The organism is Sphingobacterium griseoflavum (genome assembly GCF_014653155.1).
Lineage (GTDB): Bacteria > Bacteroidota > Bacteroidia > Sphingobacteriales > Sphingobacteriaceae > Sphingobacterium > Sphingobacterium griseoflavum.
This window is the reverse complement of the sequence record NZ_BNAF01000002.1, coordinates 81,649-102,181: the sequence shown is the minus strand read 5'-3', so window position 1 is coordinate 102,181 and position 20,533 is coordinate 81,649. Positions and strand designations below refer to the sequence as shown.

The window sequence follows — 20,533 nt, the reverse complement described above, 5'->3', positions numbered from 1 at the left end:
TTTTAGGTAATATCCTTGCTTAGGGACGTCAATCGTTTACTGTAAGTTCTCCACGAATGTCTTGCTCTATCCAAAACGCTACTGATTCCTGGTCCTTAAAATGCCCCTGGAGATACATCAGCTTCGTGACAGCAGCTTCGAAAGTCATATCGTAACCATTTAAAATGCCAATCGCTTTCAAACCCTGCGACGTTTCATAGCGCCCCAGTTCGACGGAACCAACTTTACATTGCGAAATATCCAAGATGTTTTTACCTCGGTCAACGGCTTTGGCAAGCATTTCCAAAAACCAACCGTCAGTCATTGTGTTTCCAGAACCGAAAGTCTCCATAACGATGCTCCGTACGTCGGCGTCCAAGATCGATTGAATGAATTTGGGACTGATGCCGGGGAATAGCTTTAACACCCCTACGTGGTTATCTAACTGCGTATGCATGATAAACTGTTTGTCGGTATTGTCCAACAAAGCCTCCCTGTTGTAGTTGATATGAATGCCCGCTTCGGCAAGCACGGGATAATTAGGCGAGCGGAATGCTTCGAACTTCGCGGAGTTGTATTTAAAGGATCTGTTTCCTCGAAAGAGTTTGTTGTCGAAAAGAATGCAAACCTCTTGTATGATCGATTTTCCGTTTTCTTTTGCCGATGCAATTTCCAAAGCGGTCATCATATTCTCGCGGGCATCTGTTCGGATTTCTCCGATTGGCAACTGCGATCCGGAGAGGATAACTGGCTTCTGCAATCCTTCCAGCATAAAACTTAAGATGGATGCAGAGAACGACATCGTATCCGATCCATGTAGAATCACAAATCCATCATAGTGGTCGTAATTGTTTTTTATGATTTGTGCCATCTCCACCCAAATGGAGGGCTTCATATTTGACGAGTCAATGATCGGTGTAAAGGAATGTACCGTCAATTTATAATTTAGACGCGCCAAATCGGGTAAGTTCCGCGCAATCAGCTCGAAATCGAAAGGCACAAATGTTCCGGTGTCAGGATCTTTCACCATCCCTATTGTACCGCCTGTGTAAATAATGAATATGTTATGCATGGTGAAGCGCTATATACCGAATATTTTTTTTGAATTTGCTGTACTAATAGCAGCGATATGTCGAATGTCCATTTCTTTGATATCAGCTACTTTCTGTGCAATGTACGCCAAGTAACTGCTCTCATTTTCCTTCCCACGGAAGGGTACAGGCGCAAGGTAGGGCGCATCGGTTTCTAAAACGATATGCGCCATATCAATCTCGCGAACGACGGCATCCAATCCAGATTTTTTAAACGTTACCACACCGCCTATACCTAATGAAAAACCGAGGTCAATTGCTCTATGAGCTTGCTCCAATGTTCCGGTGAAACAGTGTAGAATGCCGAACAACTTGTCATCCTGCAGTTCGACTAGCAATGCAAATAGTTCGTCAAACGCTTCGCGGCAATGTATGTCTATGGGTAAACCCAACGACTTGGCCCAATCTACCTGTATACGAAAGGCTTCTTTCTGCCAAGGTAGAGTCGTCTTATCCCAATATAAATCAAGGCCAATTTCTCCTATAGCATAAACAGTTTGCTTGGCCAACGTTTTTTCGATAACCTGTAACTCCTCCCTAAAATTAGCTTTCACTGAACAGGGATGCAAACCCAACATCGGAAAGCAGTTGTCGGGGTACGCTTTGGACGCTGCCAATACGCTATCCATGGATGCACTATCCACATTCGGTAAAAACAAGCGATCTATCCCTTTTTCGAAGCACCGAGCAAGCTGTTCGTCCAGTGCGATCCCCACTGGATGATAATAGATATGTGTATGCGTGTCGGTTAGGGTATAGGGTTTAGTGGACATAATGCTGTTGATAATGCTCGCTAAATTAGGCTTTTCGCATTAGAAGACCTAATTACAACAAAAAAACGCAAGACTTTTAGTAATCTTGCGTTTTCATTATCAAATTGATAAAATTTTTATTTTTTTGTTGCGACCGAATCGATAGCAGGGGCGTCTGTTTTAGGGCCTGGGACGACATCAAGAACCTCGATTTCGAAAACGAGTGGTGCATATGGAGGGATGGTCCCGCCGCCACGTTCGCCGTAACCTAGGCTAGAAGGTACTAAAAATGTCGCTTTGCTACCTTTGCTTAGCAATTGGAAACCTTCCGTCCAACCTTGAATAACAGGATCGTGTCCTACACGAAAACGTAGCGGTTCATACGGACGCATTGGGTTGAACTTGTTTTCTTTCTTTGCCAGTTCCGCATTGTTTGTATCAAAAATGGTTCCGTTTACGAGTCTACCTGTATAACTTACCACTGCAGTATCACCTACAACAACCTTATTTCCTTTTCCCTCTTCGGCAATTACATACTGAAGGCCAGAAGCGGTCTTCTTAGGCTCCAGTTTTTTATCCGCAATGTAACTGGCCAATTTACCTTCTTCAGCTTTCTTTAAGCCTTCAATTTCTCCTTTAAAGTAATTGTCAATCTGCGCATACAAAGCAGAATCCGTCAACGTTCCTTTTTTAAAGTGCTTTCTAACCTTTACGGTAAACGTGACAAACTTGTCGGCGAATTCCGGTTTTGGTTGGCCAGTTTTTGCCGCCATCGTGTCCAGATTCAAACGGAAAATGGCGCTATCGCCTTCGCCCAAAAACTTGAACATCGAATTGTAATCGCCGGCGTACAATCCTGGAATGGAATCAGGGGCAATATTGATAATCTGCGGCAAACCGATGTCGTATGTACTTTGTAATAACGAATCTTTGCGATCCGATTTTACAATCATATCTACCGATAATAAATCGCCTGCTTGGGCTTTTTCTGCGCCGGCATCTTTTACGATGTTATATTCAAGACCACCATCACCTTTTTTGAAATTTTGGCAAGCTGCAGTCGCTAACACGGTTACAGCTGCCGAAAGGAATAAAATCGATTTCTTCATTTTTCTGATCTAATCACTAAATTTATGTTGTTAATATTTCTTTATAAGCTGGTAAAATAGACTTGAATTTGTTGACAACCTGACTAAGCTCCTCATTCGAACTTCCTCCAGAAGCATTTAAATGCCCGCCCCCATTAAAGTACTTTTTACAAATTTCATTACATGGAATGTCTCCAATAGATCGCAAAGATAATTTAATTAATTCGGTTCTGTCAATAAATAAAGCAGCTAATCGAATTCCCTTGACGGAAAGTGCATAATTGACCAAACCTTCTGTATCGCCTGTCGTTACGTTGAACTGCTGTAAATCCTCTTTGCTGACCGAGAAAATGGCCGTATTGTATGCTGGAATCACTTCCAAACAATTTAACAAACAGTAACCCAAAAACTTCAAGCGGCTTTCTGTAGAACTGTTGTAAACTCGCTCATGTATTTCCCAATTTCTCGCTCCTGCATCGATTAACGAAGCGATAATCTGGTGCACGGCGGAAGTTGTGGAACGAAAACGGAACGAGCCAGTATCTGTCATGATCCCTGCATACAAGCAGGTAGCAATCTCGGCTGTTAATCCTTCTTTGTCTCCAATCACCGTGCAGATAAAACTGTAGATTAACTGCGCAGTCGCAGCAGCACTTGGATCCCAATACCGTAGGCTCGCGAAATCTTCCGGATCAAGGTGATGGTCGATCATCCATTTCTGCCCTGCGGCGTGTTGGATAATGGGTTCCAAAATATTAGTTCGGCTGAGGGCACTGTAATCTAAACAAAAGATGATGTCGGCATGCTGGAGTAAATCCGTTGCCCTATCTTTCGCTGTCGGATAAATAATTACGTCTTCACGCCCTGGCATCCAGTCCAAAAATGTTGGAAAATCGGAAGAAAGCACCACCTCCACAGCATGTCTCTTCGCTTTTAGCCAATGATATAGAGCCAATGAAGAGCCTAAGGCGTCGCCATCAGGCTTATGATGGGTGGTGATAACGATATTCTTAGGTTCGGAAAGTAAACGTAAATGTATTTGTCCTGTCAGCATAAATATTCTAAGATTGCAAACCTACTATAATTTTGTTGGTTAAAGAAATTTTTTGACAACAAGTCTTTACGGTAGTAAATCGCGGTGCAAATTGCATAGCTTCCGTTGCTTGGAGAAAACCTTACTTCTTAAACGCATATAACTTTCGGTCCCTTCTAACGCTCAAGAGGAACGTTGGACTGTTGTAATCTATTTTTCCGTAGTAATATAGCGGCATGGATTCAATCGGAAAACCTTCGATGACGGAGCCTTTTTCATCAAAAATATAGATGAGGCCATTTTCACGTGAAGCAATCCCCATCAGCTTTCCGTTACCGGCATTGTCAAAAAACTGAGGTCTATCATCCACTACCTGCGTAAATGTGAAATCGTATATTAACTGGCCATCTGGAAATTGATTCACGACGAGTTTTTTGCCATCTAACACGATAAGTCTACCGGCAGGATACGACCCGCTTTGATCAAAAGCAAATACGGATTTCCCGTGCCACGGCCCAATTTTTCGCTTTATCGCCGGGTTTTTAAAATCGACCGTTACCAGGTTGCTAGCAGTGTCGACCGCGGCAAGCGACAGGCTTTGATCGGACGTGCTCAGGAACGCGATGGGACTGCGAAAGTGACTGCCTTCCACGACTTCTTTTCGAAGAAGTTGTCCCATCGCATCGAACTGGTAAAAATAGCCGTTATCTGTGCCCACAAACACCTCATTGTTCCGTACCTTTACATCAAATAAAATTCTGCCGGCTAGCTTTTCTGAAGTCCATTTTTCCATGCGCCTCCCATCTAGACCGTATACCAGCAATTCGTTCCCCGCCGGGATAAAAATAAGCTGTTCCCCGCCGACGTCGGCAATCGTCGGGCTATAGCTCGGCTCGCTGCTCAAACCGAGGGAGAATCCAGGCAATCCATTGCCATTGCTGTCAAACCTGTATAAACGGTTGCGGTCTGTGACCAATACAATGGATCGATCCGCAAGTTGCTGGGCTTGACCAACCACCCGGCCTTGAAAAACGGCTGACCACAGCTGCTTTCCAGACGGATGTATGCCATGGACGGTATGGTCTTGTTCCTGTATCAGAATAAACTGGCTGGTATCAGAATGCTCAAAAACTTGAGGTGCTGTTATTGGACGGTTTTTAAATGCATAGGTCCATTCTGGTGTTGCACCTAAAGCGGTCTTGCTTTTATAGATGCCGTAAATACTCGATAGAAAATCACCGTTGTTACCAGAAATTTGCACAGACCAAGAATAAAAGTCTTGGAAGCCATAGTCTGAATTATGGCGAAAATCCGATCGGAAGGCTGGTTTCAGTAAATTACTGATTAACGATGACGAGCTTCGCATCCGTTGGAAATAGGTTACATTAGCCTCATTTCCCTGTATTCTTTCAAAGTTTTTAAAGCCGAGTGTATTGATTAGGAGATTTTCCCGCGCCCAATCGCGCTTAAAATCCTGTAACACACTTTGACTGCTGGCGAGGACTACAATGTTTCCGATGCGGATAAAATAAGGTCTATTAAATGCTTTGAATGGGTCGCCGAAAAGTGCGTAAAGCATATTGGCATGGTCGAAACGGAAAAGCGAATCGCCCGTTTGAGTCGAAATCAAATCGATCTGCCGACTAAATTCAGTAGAATTATTCAGCTTGATAAAGCCTAAGATCGTTTGATTGCTCTGTTCGACGATAGCAAATTCGTTTCCAAATATTTGACGTGTATCCTTACTTGTCAATAGCTCGCTATCGATCGCTGACTGCTGAAACAAATTAGATAACCGGTCTGCTTCCCCTCGAGCATCAAACATTTTTTGCAGATCGTCGTGAAACATTGCTGAGCTGCTGATCGCAAATGCCATATAGGATGCGGTATTTTCCGGGAAATAGTTGAAAAGACTTTGCGTAGTTTTACTTTGTCTACCAAATACTTCAAGATAATTCTTGCGCTCGCGCATGGTTTCGCTTTCACCACTCAAAATCAATGCGTCATTCTTGAAGTTCAGATTCCAAGCAGATTGGCCTCCGACTGAGCGGAAAAGCTCGAGGTAGCTGCCTGGCTGGCCGCGCATCAGGTGACGAGCAATGTGGTCTATTTGATCGTGTACAAAGTAAACACATAATGGAGAGTTTCTGCTGTTGTTCTCTACAAAATAGTCTATGGCGGCTTTGCTCAGCTTCGGTTGTTTTGGATCTGTTACTTTATAGATGAGGCTGTCTGAATAGCTCGCAAAAATTATGTGTTTGTAATAAGTGATATGAAATATGCTGTCTTTACTGTCAGCGTGCAAATCAAAAATACGTACACCCAACGTGTCGCGGGCGGTCACTTCATAATCGCTAGCCGCTTCACGTATCATTGTCTCTAAGTCGGCTCCTTGTATACGTTCATTGGTTGGTATACTAAAGAGGGAAACAATTTTTTCTCCCGATGGGTGAAAAGAAATGAGGATGTCCGTTCCATTCACATAGGGCTGTAAAGCAGCGTTTCGTAAAAGCTTGCTTTTCCAAAACTGCCATTGCTTCATTTCTCCTTTACCAACCAACGCCTCAAAGATTTCAAAGTCCTTGAAAATGTTGTCTGTGATTGCGTCGTTATGAAAGCTGCTGACCAAAAAAGTTTCCTTTGGCAAAAAACTGAGCGGTCGAAGGCCTTCTTTCTCGCTGCCGTTTAAATCAGTGAAGTAATATATGGAAGCGCCGATAACTGCGACAAACAATAATATAGATAGTATGATGGTATTTCTCATTGCGCACAAACCTGTAACAAAGTCAAAAATAAAAAAATAAAAAGTAAAGCAGGAACAAAACAACGGAATATGCGTTCGGCAGAAGTATGTTAAGCGGAGAAAAGCAGAAAATGAAAACACAATATGCTTTTATTTTTATACATTTATAAGCGCAAAACATACGTTATAGAATTTTATCTCCTTTATGAATAAACAAATTATATTAGCAGCTTCTTTTTTTGGTCTGACAGCTGTGATATTAGGGGCGTTTGGGTCGCACGGGCTGGAAGGCAAGATTAGCGATTATCATATGGGAACGTGGGCTACAGCTAACCAATATCAATTTTATCATACCTTCGCGTTATTGTTTCTTTCTACCTTTTCAAGGGCTAAAAATGCATCCATACGCATTTCCTTTATAGCGTTTATGTTAGGGATTGTGTTGTTCTGCGGCTCCCTGTATTTACTTAGTATACGTTCCCTGATTGGGTTGGAAGGTTTGACGATGTTAGGACCAATCACGCCACTGGGCGGCTTGTGTTTCATCATAGGTTGGGGAGGGTTGTTTGTTGCGGCGTTAAGAAACCGTTCGTGATTGCAGCAAGCGTTAAAGGTGAGAAACGATACCTCCTAGCGAGCGTGTAGTTTTTTAAATCTAAATTGAAATAGCCGTTTTGTAAATCCTTTATTTTCCTCACGCCGTTTTATATGGGGAAGATATCACACAGGATTTCTACCTTTGTTCATATGTCTGACACCACTTTGTTTAGCACAGATCGAGAAACCCTTTTTGTAGAGGTTATTTTGCCTTTGCATATAGCGAAAACTTACACCTATAGGGTTCCGGTAGAGTGGAATAAAGACGTGTCGATTGGCAAACGCGTAATTGTGCAGTTTGGTCGCAACAAAATTTATGCGGCGGTTGTCCATCGAGTGTCTAAAGAAGCTCCCTTAACTTACGAGGCTAAATATATTTTGCATGTGATTGACGATGAGCCGGTTGTCGACAGCAGCCAGCTGGCCTTGTGGGAATGGATGGCGAGTTATTATATGTGTTATCTTGGCGAAGTGTTGCAAGCAGCCTTGCCTGCGGCTCTCAAAATGGCTAGTGAAACAAAGATCGTAGCAGCTGACACCGCAGAGCTCGACCGTTCTCTTTTGTCTGATAAAGGCTATTTGGTTATGGAGGCGTTAGACTTAGCCGGCGAGCTTACTGTTAACGATATCATAAAACTTCTTGGTCAAAAAACGGTTTTCCCCTTATTAAAGTCGCTCTTTGATCACGGTTACATTTTGATTTCGGAAGAGATCAAAGACCGCTTTAAGCCGAAACGTAAGTCCTTCTTGCGTCTTGCAACGGCCTTCGCGGATCCGGAAAATATGCGCGTACTCATGGATGCACTGAACCGTGCCCCAAAACAGCAAGATGCCCTACTGGCGTTTCTCCAGTTGCGTAAATCTAAGGCAGAGGTGACAAGGCAAGATATCATGGAGGCTGCTGGTGTCAGCGCGGGGATTGTCAAATCGCTCATTGAAAAAGAGATCTTCGATGTGGAGGAAAAAGTCGTGTCCCGTTTGGGCGGAGAGGATGTCGAAATCACGACCACGTTTGTATTTAATGAGAAACAGCAGCAAGCATTTGACGAAATAAATACACTTTTTCAACAAAAAGATGTCGTGCTGCTGCATGGCGTTACCGCCTCGGGTAAGACACAAATTTACATCCGTTTGATTGAACAGGTAATCGAGTCGGGGAAAAATGTCCTCTATCTATTGCCAGAAATTGCCTTGACTTCGCAAATTACAGATCGACTGAAAATGCATTTCGGCGATAAACTCGGCGTTTACCACTCCAAGTTTAATGACAACGAACGCGCTGAAGTATGGCACAAAGTTTTGAGCGGCGAATATCATGTCGTTATTGGAGCCCGTTCCGCCGTATTTCTACCGTTCAAAAATTTGGGGCTGATAATTGTGGATGAGGAGCACGAGAGTTCCTACAAGCAATATGAACCCGCTCCCCGCTATCATGCAAGGGATACAGCAATATACCTCGCACATCTACATCATGGCAAAGTATTGCTCGGCTCGGCAACACCGTCGATAGAGAGCTACTTTAACGCAAAAGCAAATAAATATGGGTTGGTAGAACTTAAAGAACGCTTCGGAGATGCTAAACTCCCTGATATTCATGTTGTAAATATTGCTGAGGAAGGGCGAAAGGAACAGATGTTCTCCTATTTTAGCGGAGTTTTGCTGCAAGCAATAAGCGAAGCTTTGGAGCGAAAGGAGCAGGTTATCCTTTTTCAAAACAGACGTGGGCATACACCTTTCGTTCAATGTAGTACATGTGGTTGGGTAGCTAAATGTATAAACTGTGATGTGAGTTTAACTTACCACAAGTCGACCAATCATTTGCACTGTCATTACTGTGGACATAACGAGCCTCCTATTCAAGTCTGTCCGGCATGCGGTATGCCACATATTGAAAGTAAAGGATTTGGGACGGAACGCGTAGAAGAGGAGTTGGAACTACTTATTCCGCAGGCACGTATAGGACGTTTGGATCTGGATGCGGCAAAGGGAAAATATGGATTTGACAAAATTATTACGGCGTTTGACGATCAAGAATTTGATATCTTGATTGGTACACAAATGGTTGCCAAAGGACTGGATTTCGGTCATGTTAGTCTTATCGGAATTATCAATGCGGACGCCATGATTAATTTTCCAGACTTTCGTGCTTACGAGCGGGCATTCTCACTTTTTTCTCAGGTGGCGGGACGCGCCGGAAGGCGAGAGAAAGATGGGCGTGTGGTGATTCAGACGTATTCGCCTAACCATCGGGTATTGGAACAAGTTATACTACACGACTACGAAAGGATGTTCTTGACCGAAGTGAAGGAACGGAAGAACTACCAATACCCCCCATTTTATCGATTGATAAAGATCGATTTACGAGATGCCGATATGCAGCGTGCTCACGATGGAGCACAGCGATTGGCCCATTTGTTGCGCGGCAACTTAGGCAGTCGCGTGCTTGGGCCCGAACCCCCCTTGGTGTCTCGTGTTCGAAATTATTTCATTCAAACTATCACATTAAAAGTGGAGCGGAACAATGTGAGTATTGCAAAAGTTAAGGAGTTGATTCAGCAGGCCATCTTGCAGTTTGAAATGGATAAAAGTAACAAAGGAATCCGTATCGCTATTGATGTGGATCCCTATTGATTCTTTTTTTTCTCCTGATCCTGCCATTGCTGCGCAAAAGACTTTTTAGCTACACGCGGCAAGCTGCGCTCTTTTCCCCAGCTTTTTTTCAAGAGATGCTGAAAGAGAAAGTTTTTCGTCTTATGTCCAAAAAAATCCAGTAAACGCCGGCGTAGGAACAAATAAGCAAAGCCACCCCAAAACCTTTTCTCTGATTTCCTCACTAAATTTTGTTCAACAGCTTCCTTACGGTTCAATAACAACATTTTGTCGATTTCTATCCGAACAGGGCATATGACGGATGCTTGGCCATCTAAGGGCGATGCAAAGCTTAGATGGCTGAGGTCTTTTGTCGTATTCATATGTGGCGCAACCATGGAGCCGATAGGTCCTGGGTGTACGTTGTCATCCATAAGTGTTCCACCGCCGCTGTTAACAGGATAAATATAACGGCAGGCACTGCATTGTATACAATATAAACCTTGTCGTTGTTCTTTTTTTGCTAATAGATTGCTGCGTCCATTGTCCAGCAGGATAACATACATTGCTTCCGGCCCATCCACTTCGCCTGCTTGTCGCGGACCACTCAAAATACTGTTGTATACTGCCGGACTTTGTCCGTTGGTATACGACGCGAGCAAAGGCCAAAATAAGTCCATATCCTGAACAGAAGGAACAATCTTATCGATTCCCGCAATGAAGATTTGTATTTTTGAAAACGAGCTGAGCAACATGGCATTACCCTCGTTTTCTGTAAGGCCGATGCTACCGCTGTCCGCGATTAAAAAGTCAACTCCGGCGATACCGATTTCAGCTTGATTAAGCTTTTCTCGAATAAGTTGGTTTACCTTTTCGATAAGCTGCTCAGGTTTGCTATCGATCGGTGTCTGAAATTTTTCGTGAAACTGTTGGATGATAGCTGAAAGGTTTACTAGAGAAGGAGGGAAAGTCCAAGTGGACGACTCCTTGGGGAATAGCCGCTTAATAAATGCCAAGGTATCTGTTTCTGCGGGGTCAAAGCCTTTATCATGAAGAAAGTCGAATAAACCAATTTCTTCACAGCTTGCCGAAGTGGTCTTTACTATAGCTTTTGTTTCCTGATTCGCAAGAATACGCCTTATTTCTTCCCGTGCCTCCTCTGCGTCATTTGCCCATATAACTTTCCCGCCACGGCGAGTAAAGTTTGCTTCGAAATCCAACAGATACCGGTCCAAGTTTTCAGTCGCCTTCCATTTGGTGAGGTGTGCTTTTTTCTTGGAGTTCTCTAGGTCGAAAAATTTCTCCGTTCCGTCAGCTAGTGCTTCTTTAAAGCTGTCTAGATTACTCTTCGTGATGTCGCTACGCATAGTGTCAATTTGTTTGACTGTGCTTTCGTTAATAAATATGTCTGCCAATTGCCGCGCCATATGATCAGTCTAGTATTTTGAAAGGACGACAAAAAGCTTTGCTATGTGCTTAAATGAAGGTCGATTTAATAAAACTGCTGTACGCTTTGATAAGGACAGCGCAAAGAAAATGCCAAGTGATACAAAATATGCGCACAACCGGGTGATGACATGGTCAGAATGGTCCAAAAAAGAAATTGAAATACCCTTTTTGGACCAAGTTCCGCCTGTTTAAAAAGCCTATAAGAACGCGTCAAAGCTCCTATCGTGCTAATCGAGATCCAAAGCAATACTGAGCTCTTCCAACTGGCTGCCGGCGATAGGAGAAGGCGCGTCGATCATCACATCGCGACCCGCGTTATTTTTCGGGAAAGCAATAAAATCTCGAATCGTCTCTTGTCCGCCGAGGATGGCTGTCAAGCGATCGAGACCGAAGGCCAGTCCACCGTGAGGTGGCGCACCGTATTGGAAAGCGTTCATTAGAAAGCCAAATTGTTCCTGCGCTTCATCGGCAGTAAAGCCTAGGTGCTTAAACATCAGCGCTTGTGTTTCCTTATCATGTATACGGATCGAGCCGCCTCCAATTTCGTTGCCATTTAATACAAGGTCATAAGCGTTGGCACGCACCTTCCCGGGGTTGGTGTCCAGCAAGTGGATATCTTCTTGTTTTGGTGAGGTGAACGGATGATGCATGGCATGGTAGCGTGCACTGTCTTCGTCCCATTCCAATAGCGGAAAGTCTATGACCCATAAAGGAGCAAATTCATTAGGCTTTCGCAAACCTAGACGGTTGCCCATTTCCATACGCAATGCACTTAGCTGCGTGCGGGTTTTCAAAGTAGGACCTGATAGTACGACGATGAGATCTCCCGCTACAGCGCCCGTTGCTTCGGCCCATTTCGAAAGATCCGCTTGATCGTAAAACTTGTCTACAGATGATTTATAGCTGCCATCCAATTCACATTTACAATAGACCATTCCAGATGCTCCTACTTGAGGACGCTTTACCCATTCGATAAGTTCGTCTATCTGTTTCCGGGTATACGAAGCTGCTTGCGGTATGGCGATGCCGACAACTAATTCTGCATTGTTAAAAACCGCAAAATCTTTATGCTGAGCAACGGCGTTAAGTTCTCCGAATTTCATGCCAAAGCGAATATCCGGTTTGTCGTTTCCGTAGGTACGCATGGCTTCATCAAATGTCATGCGCGGAAATTTGCTGACTTCGATCTTATGGATAGCTTTTAATAGATGTCTTGTCAATCCCTCAAAGACATCCAATATGTCTTCTTGTTCAATAAACGACATTTCGCAATCAATTTGTGTAAACTCTGGCTGGCGATCAGCACGTAAATCCTCATCGCGGAAGCATTTAACAATCTGAAAGTAGCGATCCAATCCCCCAACCATCAATAATTGCTTGAAGGTTTGGGGCGACTGTGGTAGCGCATAAAACTGGCCCGGGTTCATTCGTGAAGGCACAATAAAATCTCGAGCGCCTTCAGGGGTTGATTTTATAAGGTAAGGGGTCTCCACTTCGCAAAAGTCCAAGTTTGATAGGTAATTGCGTACCTCTTGGGTTACTTTATGGCGGAACAACAGACTGTTTTTGACTGGATTGCGACGTATATCGAGGTAACGATACTTCATCCGAATATCTTCCCCGCCATCGGTCTCGTCTTCTATCGTAAAGGGCGGAATCTCAGAAGCGTTCAACACCGTAAGCTCGTTTACCAATACTTCGATATCGCCAGTCGCTATGTTTTTGTTTTTGGATTCACGCTCGATGACCGATCCTTTTATTTGGATGACAAACTCCCTCCCTAAACCCTTTGCTTGCTGCATGATAGAGGTACTGGTTCGCGATTCGTCAAAGATCAACTGCGTGATACCAAAACGGTCACGCAAATCCACCCATACCATAAACCCTTTATCTCTCGATTTTTGAACCCAACCCGCAAGTGTTACCTCCCTATTTATATCGGCTATACGTAATTCGCCGCAATTATGACTTCTATACATCTTCAATGAAAATTAAAAAAATAATAAAATCGTGCAGACGTCCTGATACGCAATGCGCGTTCGCCTCAACAAGATTTCACGCAAAAATATCGGATTTCAGTGACAATAACGAAAGTTTGTCAGGAAAGCACACGGTATTACCAACGGTAAAGCCTTAATCGGGTAATTAAAGAACTGCCGTTAGAAAAAAATACTTGCCGATGCGCGTACGGTTGATTGGAAGCCTTCGTTAGCTACGTATACGAACGCCCCCGTTTACAAATAATGCTAAGATTAACATTCTTCTCCACTTTCCCCCACCGAGCAAGATATTTGAGTATAGTTAAGCTAAATTACCGCTTTTTACGGCGTATTGCCATTCCTTGCATGTGCTGCTGACCACGGCTTTTGGTTGAAATGCAGGTGGTTAATTTAATGATTTAATTAATTGTAATTCATTATTTTATATATGCTATTGATCGATGTTCAGTCGTATTTCGAAGGCCTGTGTTAATGTGGAAAACTTTTTTGTGTTAGTTTGTGGGGGAAAGTGGGAGAAAGTGTATACTTTTACATTAAAATTTGATTAGGCTCATAGAGGATGAACTATTTGATTGGAGAATACGAATGCAAGCTGGACACCAAGGGAAGAATGGTTGTTCCTGCCGCGCTCAAAAGGCAGTTGCCGGATGTAGAGCGGGAAGGGCTTGTTGTGAATCGTGGTTTCGAGAAAAATTTGGTCATTTATACGCGTGCAGAATGGAATAAAATTCTGAAGCAGTTGTCAAGGCTTAATCAGTTTCAGCCAAAAAACAGGGATTTTGTCCGTAAGTTCATGAGTGGCGCGACGGAGTTGGCATTAGATGCTGCTGGTCGGGTTTTGTTGCCGAAAAGTTTGTTGGAGTATGCAGAGGTTGCTTCGGATGTGGTGCTGGCCTGTAATTTAGAAAAGATAGAAGTGTGGTCGAAAGCGCAATATGATCAGCAGCTAGGTGCATTGTCCGAAGAGGATTTTTCCGATTTGGCGGAGCAAGTGATGGGTGGTTTTGATTTGGAAGGAGGTCTGGATGGATAGCTCTTCGGTTTACCACGTGCCTGTTATGTTGCGGGAGTGTATGGAAGCTATGGCGCTTAAGTCTGATGGAGTATATGTGGATGTGACGTTTGGCGGTGGTGGTCATTCGCGGGAAATCCTGAAGTATTTGGGTGCAACAGGCAGACTGATTGCTTTTGACCAAGATCCTGATGCGGTGAAAAATGCGATCGACGATCCTCGGTTTACGTTGATTCATCAGAATTTTAAATTCTTAAAAAATAATTTACGTTTACTGGGAATCAAGCAGGTAGACGGGGTGTTGGCTGATTTGGGCGTTTCTTCTCATCAATTCGATTCGGCTGAACGTGGCTTTTCCATTCGCTTCGATGCTGATTTGGACATGCGGATGGACCAGGTGGCGGATTTAGATGCTAAACGGGTTTTGAATACCTACGGGGAAGAAGAGCTGCACAGGATATTTGGTATGTATGGAGAAATTCAAAATGCTCGTTCTTTGGCTAAAACAATTGTTACAGCTCGTTTGACTGGTGCAATTCAAACGGTTGCTGGATTGAAGGAGGTGATCAAGCGTTTGGTGCCGAAGGGTAAAGAGCATAAGTACCATGCACAGGTTTTTCAAGCGCTACGGATTGAGGTTAACCAAGAATTGGTGGCTCTGCAGGATTTCCTTGAACAGACGGTGCCGGTGCTACGTCCCGGTGGTCGTTTGGTAGTCATGTCCTATCATTCTTTGGAAGATCGCTTGGTTAAAAACTTCATGCAGAAGGGCAAATTCAAAGGTGAAGTAGAAAAGGACTTTTTTGGAAATGAAATAAAGCCATTTAAAATAGTTAGTCGGAAGGCAATTACTGCTGGACAAGCGGAGTTGGTTGATAATAACAGATCGCGTAGTGCAAAATTGCGTGTTGCTGAACGGGTAGTTTAATTTTTTTGTGATGTCGAAAAATACGATAAAAGACAAGGAGCTAAGCGAAGAGGTTCAGGAAAAAATGAATGAATCGGTTGAGCGAAAGGTTGTGGAGACGCAGCATTTTCTGCGATCTATTTTTTCGACAAAAAAGCTTTCCAGTTATTTGGTAGCTAAAAATTTGCCATTTGCGGCTTTTGTGGCGCTGTTGGGGTTGCTATATATCTCTAATCGGCATTTGGCCGAACGCACGGTGCGGTCTATCGATCGGTTAGGGCGGGACGTGAAGGAGTTGAGCTGGGACTATAAGTCGCTGTCTGCGGAGTTGATGAAATTAACGACACAGACTGAAATTGCTAAACGGGCAGATACATTAGGATTAAGGGAGCGTATGGAGCCGCCTATCAAGATAGAGGTGGTTAAAGAAAATAAATAACACGTTAACACGTAGTCATATGAATATTAGGAAATCGATACTCATTCGGGTGTACCTGGCGTTCGGGCTGATGGTGTTTGGAGCGTTGTTGGTTTTCGGGAAGCTGCTTCACCTGCAGTATGTGGATGGGGGTGAATGGCGCGCTATGGTCGATAGCCTCACGATAAGGGAACGTTCTATTGAGGCAGCACGTGGTAATATATATTCAAATGATGGTAGTCTGTTGGCTACCTCCGTTCCTGAGTATGAATTGCGGTTTGATGCGATGTCCATTCCACACGAGGAAAGCGATGTTTTTAATTCAAAGGTCGATTCGCTGGCCACGCGCCTCGCAAACCATTTTGGGGACAAGTCCGCCCGACAATATTTGACACAGTTGAAAGGTGCACGAGCGAAGAAAGCACGCTATATGTTGTTAAAACGTAATGTGTCCCATCAAGATTTGAAAATTATAAAAGGTTTTCCACTGTTTCACTCGTTCAAAGAGGGCAAAAAGAGATATGCGACCAGCTTGGTTACGGTAAGGGAAAACAAAAGAATACTGCCATTTACAAATCTTGCTGCGAGGACCATTGGCTATAAAAACACAAAAGGGGATACTGTTTTGGTTGGTTTGGAGGGGGCTTACGGTTCCTACATCGACGGAAAGAGTGGTTCTCAGCTCATGCAACGTATAGCAGGAGGGGTCTGGGTGCCTGTAAGCAGGGAAGTGGAAGTGGCGCCTGTCGATGGCTCAGATATTATTTCCACCCTTGATGTCAATATGCAGGATATGGCGCAACGAGCCTTGGAAAAACAACTCGTTGCCAGTGACGCCGATAATGGCTGCGTGATTTTGATGGAGGTAAAAACTGGCGAGGTTAGGGCTATTGCCAATTTCACAAGAGATGCTGAAGGGGTCTTTCGCGAAAAATATAATTATGCCATTGCACAAGGTGCGGATCCCGGTTCGACATTTAAATTGGCCAGTTACCTAGCCTTGCTGGATGATGGATTAGTTGATACGTCTACTAAGGTGGACATAGGGAACGGGACATACAAAGTTCCGTCGCATACAATCAAAGACTCACATGCCCCAAAGAAATCGGTGCTTAGCGTAAAAGAGGCTTTTGAGGAATCGTCCAATGTGGGCGTAGCGAAATTGGTGCATACGCACTATGGCGATAACCCAGCTAAATACACAGCGAAGCTCCATCATTTTGGATTGGGGCAGCCATTAGGTTTACAGATTCCTGGTGAAGTAAAACCTTGGGTCAAGACGCCAGAAAGCCGTACTTGGAGCAAGCTATCGCTGGTGCAAATGGCCTACGGTTATGAATTGCGGCTGACGCCGCTGCAGATGCTGGCTTTTTATAATGCCGTGGCGAATGATGGTAAAATGGTAGCTCCTCTTTTTGTGAAGGAGATTCGCCATTTAGGAAATACCGTGGAACGTTTCGAGGCTCGCGTGATTAGCAAACAGATTGCGTCTAAAGCGGCTGTTGATAAGGTGCAGGGTATGTTGGAAGGGGTGATGACGGAAGGGACAGGCAAGAAGCTGAGCTCTCCGTTGTATAGCTCAGCAGGAAAAACGGGAACGGCACAGATGAACGATGGTGCCAGAGGGTATGGCGCTAGGCGATACCAGTCTTCTTTTGCGGGCTATTTTCCAGCTGAAAATCCGAAGTACTCAATAATTGTGGTTATTAGAAATCCGCGCAAAGGCTATTACGGTGGGGCGATTGCCGGACCTGTATTTAAAGAGTTGGCCGATATGGTATACGCGAACGACCTCTCTTTGCACGGCACTTTCGCTGGTAGAAAGGTCAATGTAGCGGGGTCTAGGACGCCGCTAACATTGGGTGGTTCTAAGGAAGCATCTAATGCCGTTTATGAAGCATTGGGCTTTCATCCGACAGCTTGGACCGCACTGGCCCAATCCATTGACTCTTCGGCGAAAGGAATACCATTTGTGGAAGTGAAGATTAAAGAGGGAGTGGTGCCCAACGTTTTGGGCATGGGGCTTTCCGATGCGGTGTTTACCATGGAAAACGCTGGCTTTAAAACCAAGATATCCGGAAAGGGCAAGGTGGTCACGCAGTCGTTGGTTGCAGGGGTAAAAATGAAAGTAGGTACGCCAATTGTTTTGGCACTGAATTAATACGTATGAAGCTGAAAGAATTATTACATGCTATTCCAGTGCAGCAACTCGAAGGTGCTATCGAGATGGATGTACAAGCTATATCGTTCGATTCACGGAAAGTTGTCAAGAACGGCATGTTTGTAGCAGTTCGTGGGCTGCATACGGATGGACATTTATATATCGATACAGCGCTGGAGCGGGGCGCTTCGGTGCTGGTGGTGGAAGAGTTACCTGCTGATATCCGCACGGACGTAACGTATGTTTTGGTGGATGATACGGCCTATGTATTGGGTTTGTTGGCTACTAATTTTTACGGCGATCCGTCCAAAAAATTGAAACTTGTAGGTATTACCGGTACCAATGGCAAAACAACCGTCGCTACGTTGCTTTTTAATCTTTTTACAGCTTTAGGATATCATGTGGGACTAATTTCTACGGTTCAAAATAAGATCGGAGATCGCATTATTTCTGCCACGCACACCACGCCAGACCAGATCGCGCTGAACGCGTTGCTCCAAGAAATGGTAGATGATGGTTGTGACTACTGTTTTATGGAAGTAAGTTCCCATGCTGTCGTGCAGCAGCGAATTGCGGGCTTGAGATTTGCAGGGGGGATATTTACGAATATTACACACGATCACCTAGATTTTCATGGCACATTTGATCACTACATCAAAGCAAAAAAGAAGTTTTTCGATGATTTGGATCGCTATGCTTTTGCGCTGACCAATGTGGATGATAAAAATGGAGCCGTTATGCTGCAGAATACTTTTGCGCACAAAAAAAGCTACGGTCTGAGAAATATGACCGATTTCAAGGCTCGCATTGTGGAAAGCCACTTTGACGGTATGCTGTTGCATATTGATGGGCACGAGTTGTGGGTGAAATTGGTGGGCGGTTTTAACGCATACAATCTATTGGCGGTATACGGTGCAGCGATCTTGCTGGAGCAGGAAACCATGAAGGTCTTGACCGCCATGAGTGAAATTGCGGGTGCAGCAGGGCGTTTTGAGGTGGTACGCTCCAAAAATGGTGTTACCGGTATAGTGGATTACGCACATACCCCGGACGCTGTGGACAACGTGTTGTCGACCATTCGTGAACTTAGAGGGATCAATCAACAGATTATAACCGTATTGGGCTGCGGTGGCGATCGCGACAAGGCAAAACGTCCGGAAATGGCGGCTGTGGCTGTGCGGCTGAGCGACAGAGTGATCCTAACATCAGACAACCCGAGGACAGAAGATCCATCCGCTATCATTCGGGATATGGAAGCCGGGGTAGCGCTAACAGACCGGAAAAATGTGTTTACGATTACAGAACGTCAAGAAGCTATCCGGGCGGCATGCCATTTGGCACAGCCTGGTGATATTATCCTTGTGGCGGGAAAAGGTCACGAGAAATACCAAGAAGTGAATGGGCAACGTCATCATTTTGACGATAAAGAGATTTTAGAACACACATTTAACGAACAATAATAGAAGCGAATGTTATATTACTTATTTAGCTGGCTACAAGAGCACGTACACATTCCTGGTGCGGGTCTTTTTCAGTACATTTCTTTCCGAACGGCCATGGCTGTTATTGTTTCGTTAATGATTACCACCGTCTTTGGCGGGCGTCTTATTCGAGCGCTGCATAATCGTCAGGTCGGCGAGACGGTTCGGGACCTTGGGCTGGAGGGGGAAAAGCAAAAGGCCGGTACACCCACGATGGGCGGACTCATTATCATCGCGGGGATCCTCATTCCGACACTTTTGTTTGCCAAACTAGATAATATCTACGTTCTCGTCATGATCGTCACAACCGTGTGGATGGGATCAATCGGTTTTTTGGATGACTATATTAAAGTTTTTAGGAAGAACAAGGAGGGACTGGCAGGAAAATTTAAGGTTATTGGCCAGGTTGGATTAGGGACGTTGATCGCGATAACCATGTACTTTCATCCCGATATTGTATCGCGAGAGGAGGTCACCAATCCCACCTCGACACGCGCTGTCCAAATTATGACAGATACGCAAACTGGAGAACGCTACTACGCGGAGAATGTAAAGTCCACAAAAACGAACATACCGTTCTACAAGAATAACGAGTTTGATTATGCAAAGGTCTTGAGCATCTTTGGACTAAATGGCTCTTTGCTGACATTTATCGTGTTTTTAGTTGTCGTTGTGTTTATTGTTACAGCAGTGTCCAATGGCGCAAACATCACCGATGGAATTGATGGTTTGGCTACAGGAACCTCCGCGATCATCGGGATTACCTTGGCTATTTTGGCCTACGTGTCTGGTAATGTCATTTTTTCTGACTACCTCAATATCATGTATATACCCAATTCGGGCGAGCTAGTGATTTTCGCAGGCGCTTTCGTGGGGGCCTGTACAGGATTTCTGTGGTATAATGCGTTTCCTGCCCAAGTTTTCATGGGAGATACCGGTAGCTTGGCGATCGGAGGAATCATTGCAGCCTTTGCTATACTTATCCGCAAGGAATTACTCATACCCGTGTTATGTGGGGTCTTTTTATTAGAGAATGTATCGGTGATCTTGCAGGTTTCTTACTTCAAGTACACAAAAAAGAAGTATGGGGAAGGCCGCCGCATTTTTCTGATGTCGCCGCTGCATCATCATTATCAGAAAAAAGGATATCATGAATCAAAAATAGTGATGCGGTTTTTTATCGTATCGATCATCTTGGCCATTTTAACCATTGTCACTTTAAAAACGAGATAA

The 20,533-nt window shown here is 44.3% G+C and carries 15 protein-coding genes; 8 read left to right on the top strand and 7 right to left on the bottom strand.

Annotated features, from left to right (window positions below; all coding sequences use genetic code 11):
* Nucleotides 1-28 precede the first annotated feature (28 nt).
* From IE165_RS02520 to IE165_RS02500, 5 genes are all read right to left on the bottom strand, one after another.
* Nucleotides 29-1,051 carry an asparaginase gene (locus tag IE165_RS02520; protein ID WP_189625036.1) on the bottom strand — a complete coding sequence of 341 codons (1,023 nt, stop codon included), beginning with the start codon at nucleotides 1,049-1,051 and terminating at the stop codon, nucleotides 29-31.
* A gap of 9 nt (nucleotides 1,052-1,060) precedes the next feature.
* Nucleotides 1,061-1,843 carry a TatD family hydrolase gene (locus IE165_RS02515; RefSeq protein ID WP_189625035.1) on the bottom strand — a complete coding sequence of 261 codons (783 nt, stop codon included), beginning with the start codon at nucleotides 1,841-1,843 and terminating at the stop codon, nucleotides 1,061-1,063.
* 116 nt (nucleotides 1,844-1,959) lie between these two features.
* Nucleotides 1,960-2,931 (bottom strand): FKBP-type peptidyl-prolyl cis-trans isomerase, encoded by a 972-nt coding sequence (locus IE165_RS02510; RefSeq protein ID WP_189625034.1) that lies wholly within the window; start codon nucleotides 2,929-2,931, stop codon nucleotides 1,960-1,962.
* A gap of 22 nt (nucleotides 2,932-2,953) precedes the next feature.
* On the bottom strand, nucleotides 2,954-3,964 hold the full coding sequence (locus IE165_RS02505) for a DHH family phosphoesterase (RefSeq protein WP_189625033.1): 1,011 nt from the start codon (nucleotides 3,962-3,964) through the stop codon (nucleotides 2,954-2,956).
* A gap of 121 nt (nucleotides 3,965-4,085) precedes the next feature.
* Complete coding sequence (locus IE165_RS02500) at nucleotides 4,086-6,707, bottom strand: PQQ-binding-like beta-propeller repeat protein (protein WP_189625032.1); 2,622 nt, start codon at nucleotides 6,705-6,707, stop codon at nucleotides 4,086-4,088.
* Between the two features lie 184 nt (nucleotides 6,708-6,891).
* Between IE165_RS02500 and IE165_RS02495 the strand changes: the two genes are divergently transcribed.
* A complete protein-coding gene (locus IE165_RS02495; RefSeq protein WP_189625031.1) occupies nucleotides 6,892-7,281 on the top strand; it encodes a DUF423 domain-containing protein in 390 nt (129 codons plus the stop codon).
* A 152-nt stretch (nucleotides 7,282-7,433) separates the two neighbouring features.
* On the top strand, nucleotides 7,434-9,914 hold the full coding sequence (priA, locus tag IE165_RS02490; protein ID WP_189625030.1) for a replication restart helicase PriA: 2,481 nt from the start codon (nucleotides 7,434-7,436) through the stop codon (nucleotides 9,912-9,914).
* Here priA and IE165_RS02485 read toward each other — a convergent pair.
* Both IE165_RS02485 and aspS read right to left on the bottom strand, forming a co-directional pair.
* On the bottom strand, nucleotides 9,908-11,239 hold the full coding sequence (locus IE165_RS02485) for an LUD domain-containing protein (protein WP_229826296.1): 1,332 nt from the start codon (nucleotides 11,237-11,239) through the stop codon (nucleotides 9,908-9,910). The genes priA and IE165_RS02485 overlap by 7 nt on opposite strands.
* Before the next feature lie 309 nt (nucleotides 11,240-11,548).
* On the bottom strand, nucleotides 11,549-13,300 hold the full coding sequence (aspS, locus tag IE165_RS02480; RefSeq protein ID WP_189625028.1) for an aspartate--tRNA ligase: 1,752 nt from the start codon (nucleotides 13,298-13,300) through the stop codon (nucleotides 11,549-11,551).
* 580 nt (nucleotides 13,301-13,880) lie between these two features.
* Between aspS and mraZ the strand changes: the two genes are divergently transcribed.
* Genes mraZ through mraY form a run of 6 tightly spaced genes read left to right on the top strand, consistent with a single transcriptional unit; the run spans nucleotide 13,881 to nucleotide 20,533 of the window.
* The gene (mraZ, locus tag IE165_RS02475) at nucleotides 13,881-14,354 is read left to right on the top strand and encodes a division/cell wall cluster transcriptional repressor MraZ (protein WP_189625027.1); all 474 of its coding nucleotides are present in this window, start codon (nucleotides 13,881-13,883) and stop codon (nucleotides 14,352-14,354) included.
* On the top strand, nucleotides 14,347-15,261 hold the full coding sequence (gene rsmH / locus IE165_RS02470; protein ID WP_189625026.1) for a 16S rRNA (cytosine(1402)-N(4))-methyltransferase RsmH: 915 nt from the start codon (nucleotides 14,347-14,349) through the stop codon (nucleotides 15,259-15,261). The genes mraZ and rsmH overlap by 8 nt, the downstream gene beginning before the upstream one ends.
* 10 nt (nucleotides 15,262-15,271) lie before the next feature.
* The gene (locus tag IE165_RS02465; protein WP_189625025.1) at nucleotides 15,272-15,679 is read left to right on the top strand and encodes an FtsL-like putative cell division protein; all 408 of its coding nucleotides are present in this window, start codon (nucleotides 15,272-15,274) and stop codon (nucleotides 15,677-15,679) included.
* Between the two features lie 19 nt (nucleotides 15,680-15,698).
* Nucleotides 15,699-17,819, top strand: coding sequence for a PASTA domain-containing penicillin-binding protein (locus IE165_RS02460; RefSeq protein ID WP_189625024.1), 2,121 nt, complete (start codon nucleotides 15,699-15,701; stop codon nucleotides 17,817-17,819).
* A 5-nt stretch (nucleotides 17,820-17,824) separates the two neighbouring features.
* Nucleotides 17,825-19,279, top strand: a complete 1,455-nt coding sequence (locus IE165_RS02455) for a UDP-N-acetylmuramoyl-L-alanyl-D-glutamate--2,6-diaminopimelate ligase (protein WP_189625023.1) — start codon at nucleotides 17,825-17,827, stop codon at nucleotides 19,277-19,279.
* Nucleotides 19,280-19,288: 9 nt separating this feature from the next.
* Nucleotides 19,289-20,533, top strand: coding sequence for a phospho-N-acetylmuramoyl-pentapeptide-transferase (mraY, locus tag IE165_RS02450; RefSeq protein WP_189625022.1), 1,245 nt, complete (start codon nucleotides 19,289-19,291; stop codon nucleotides 20,531-20,533).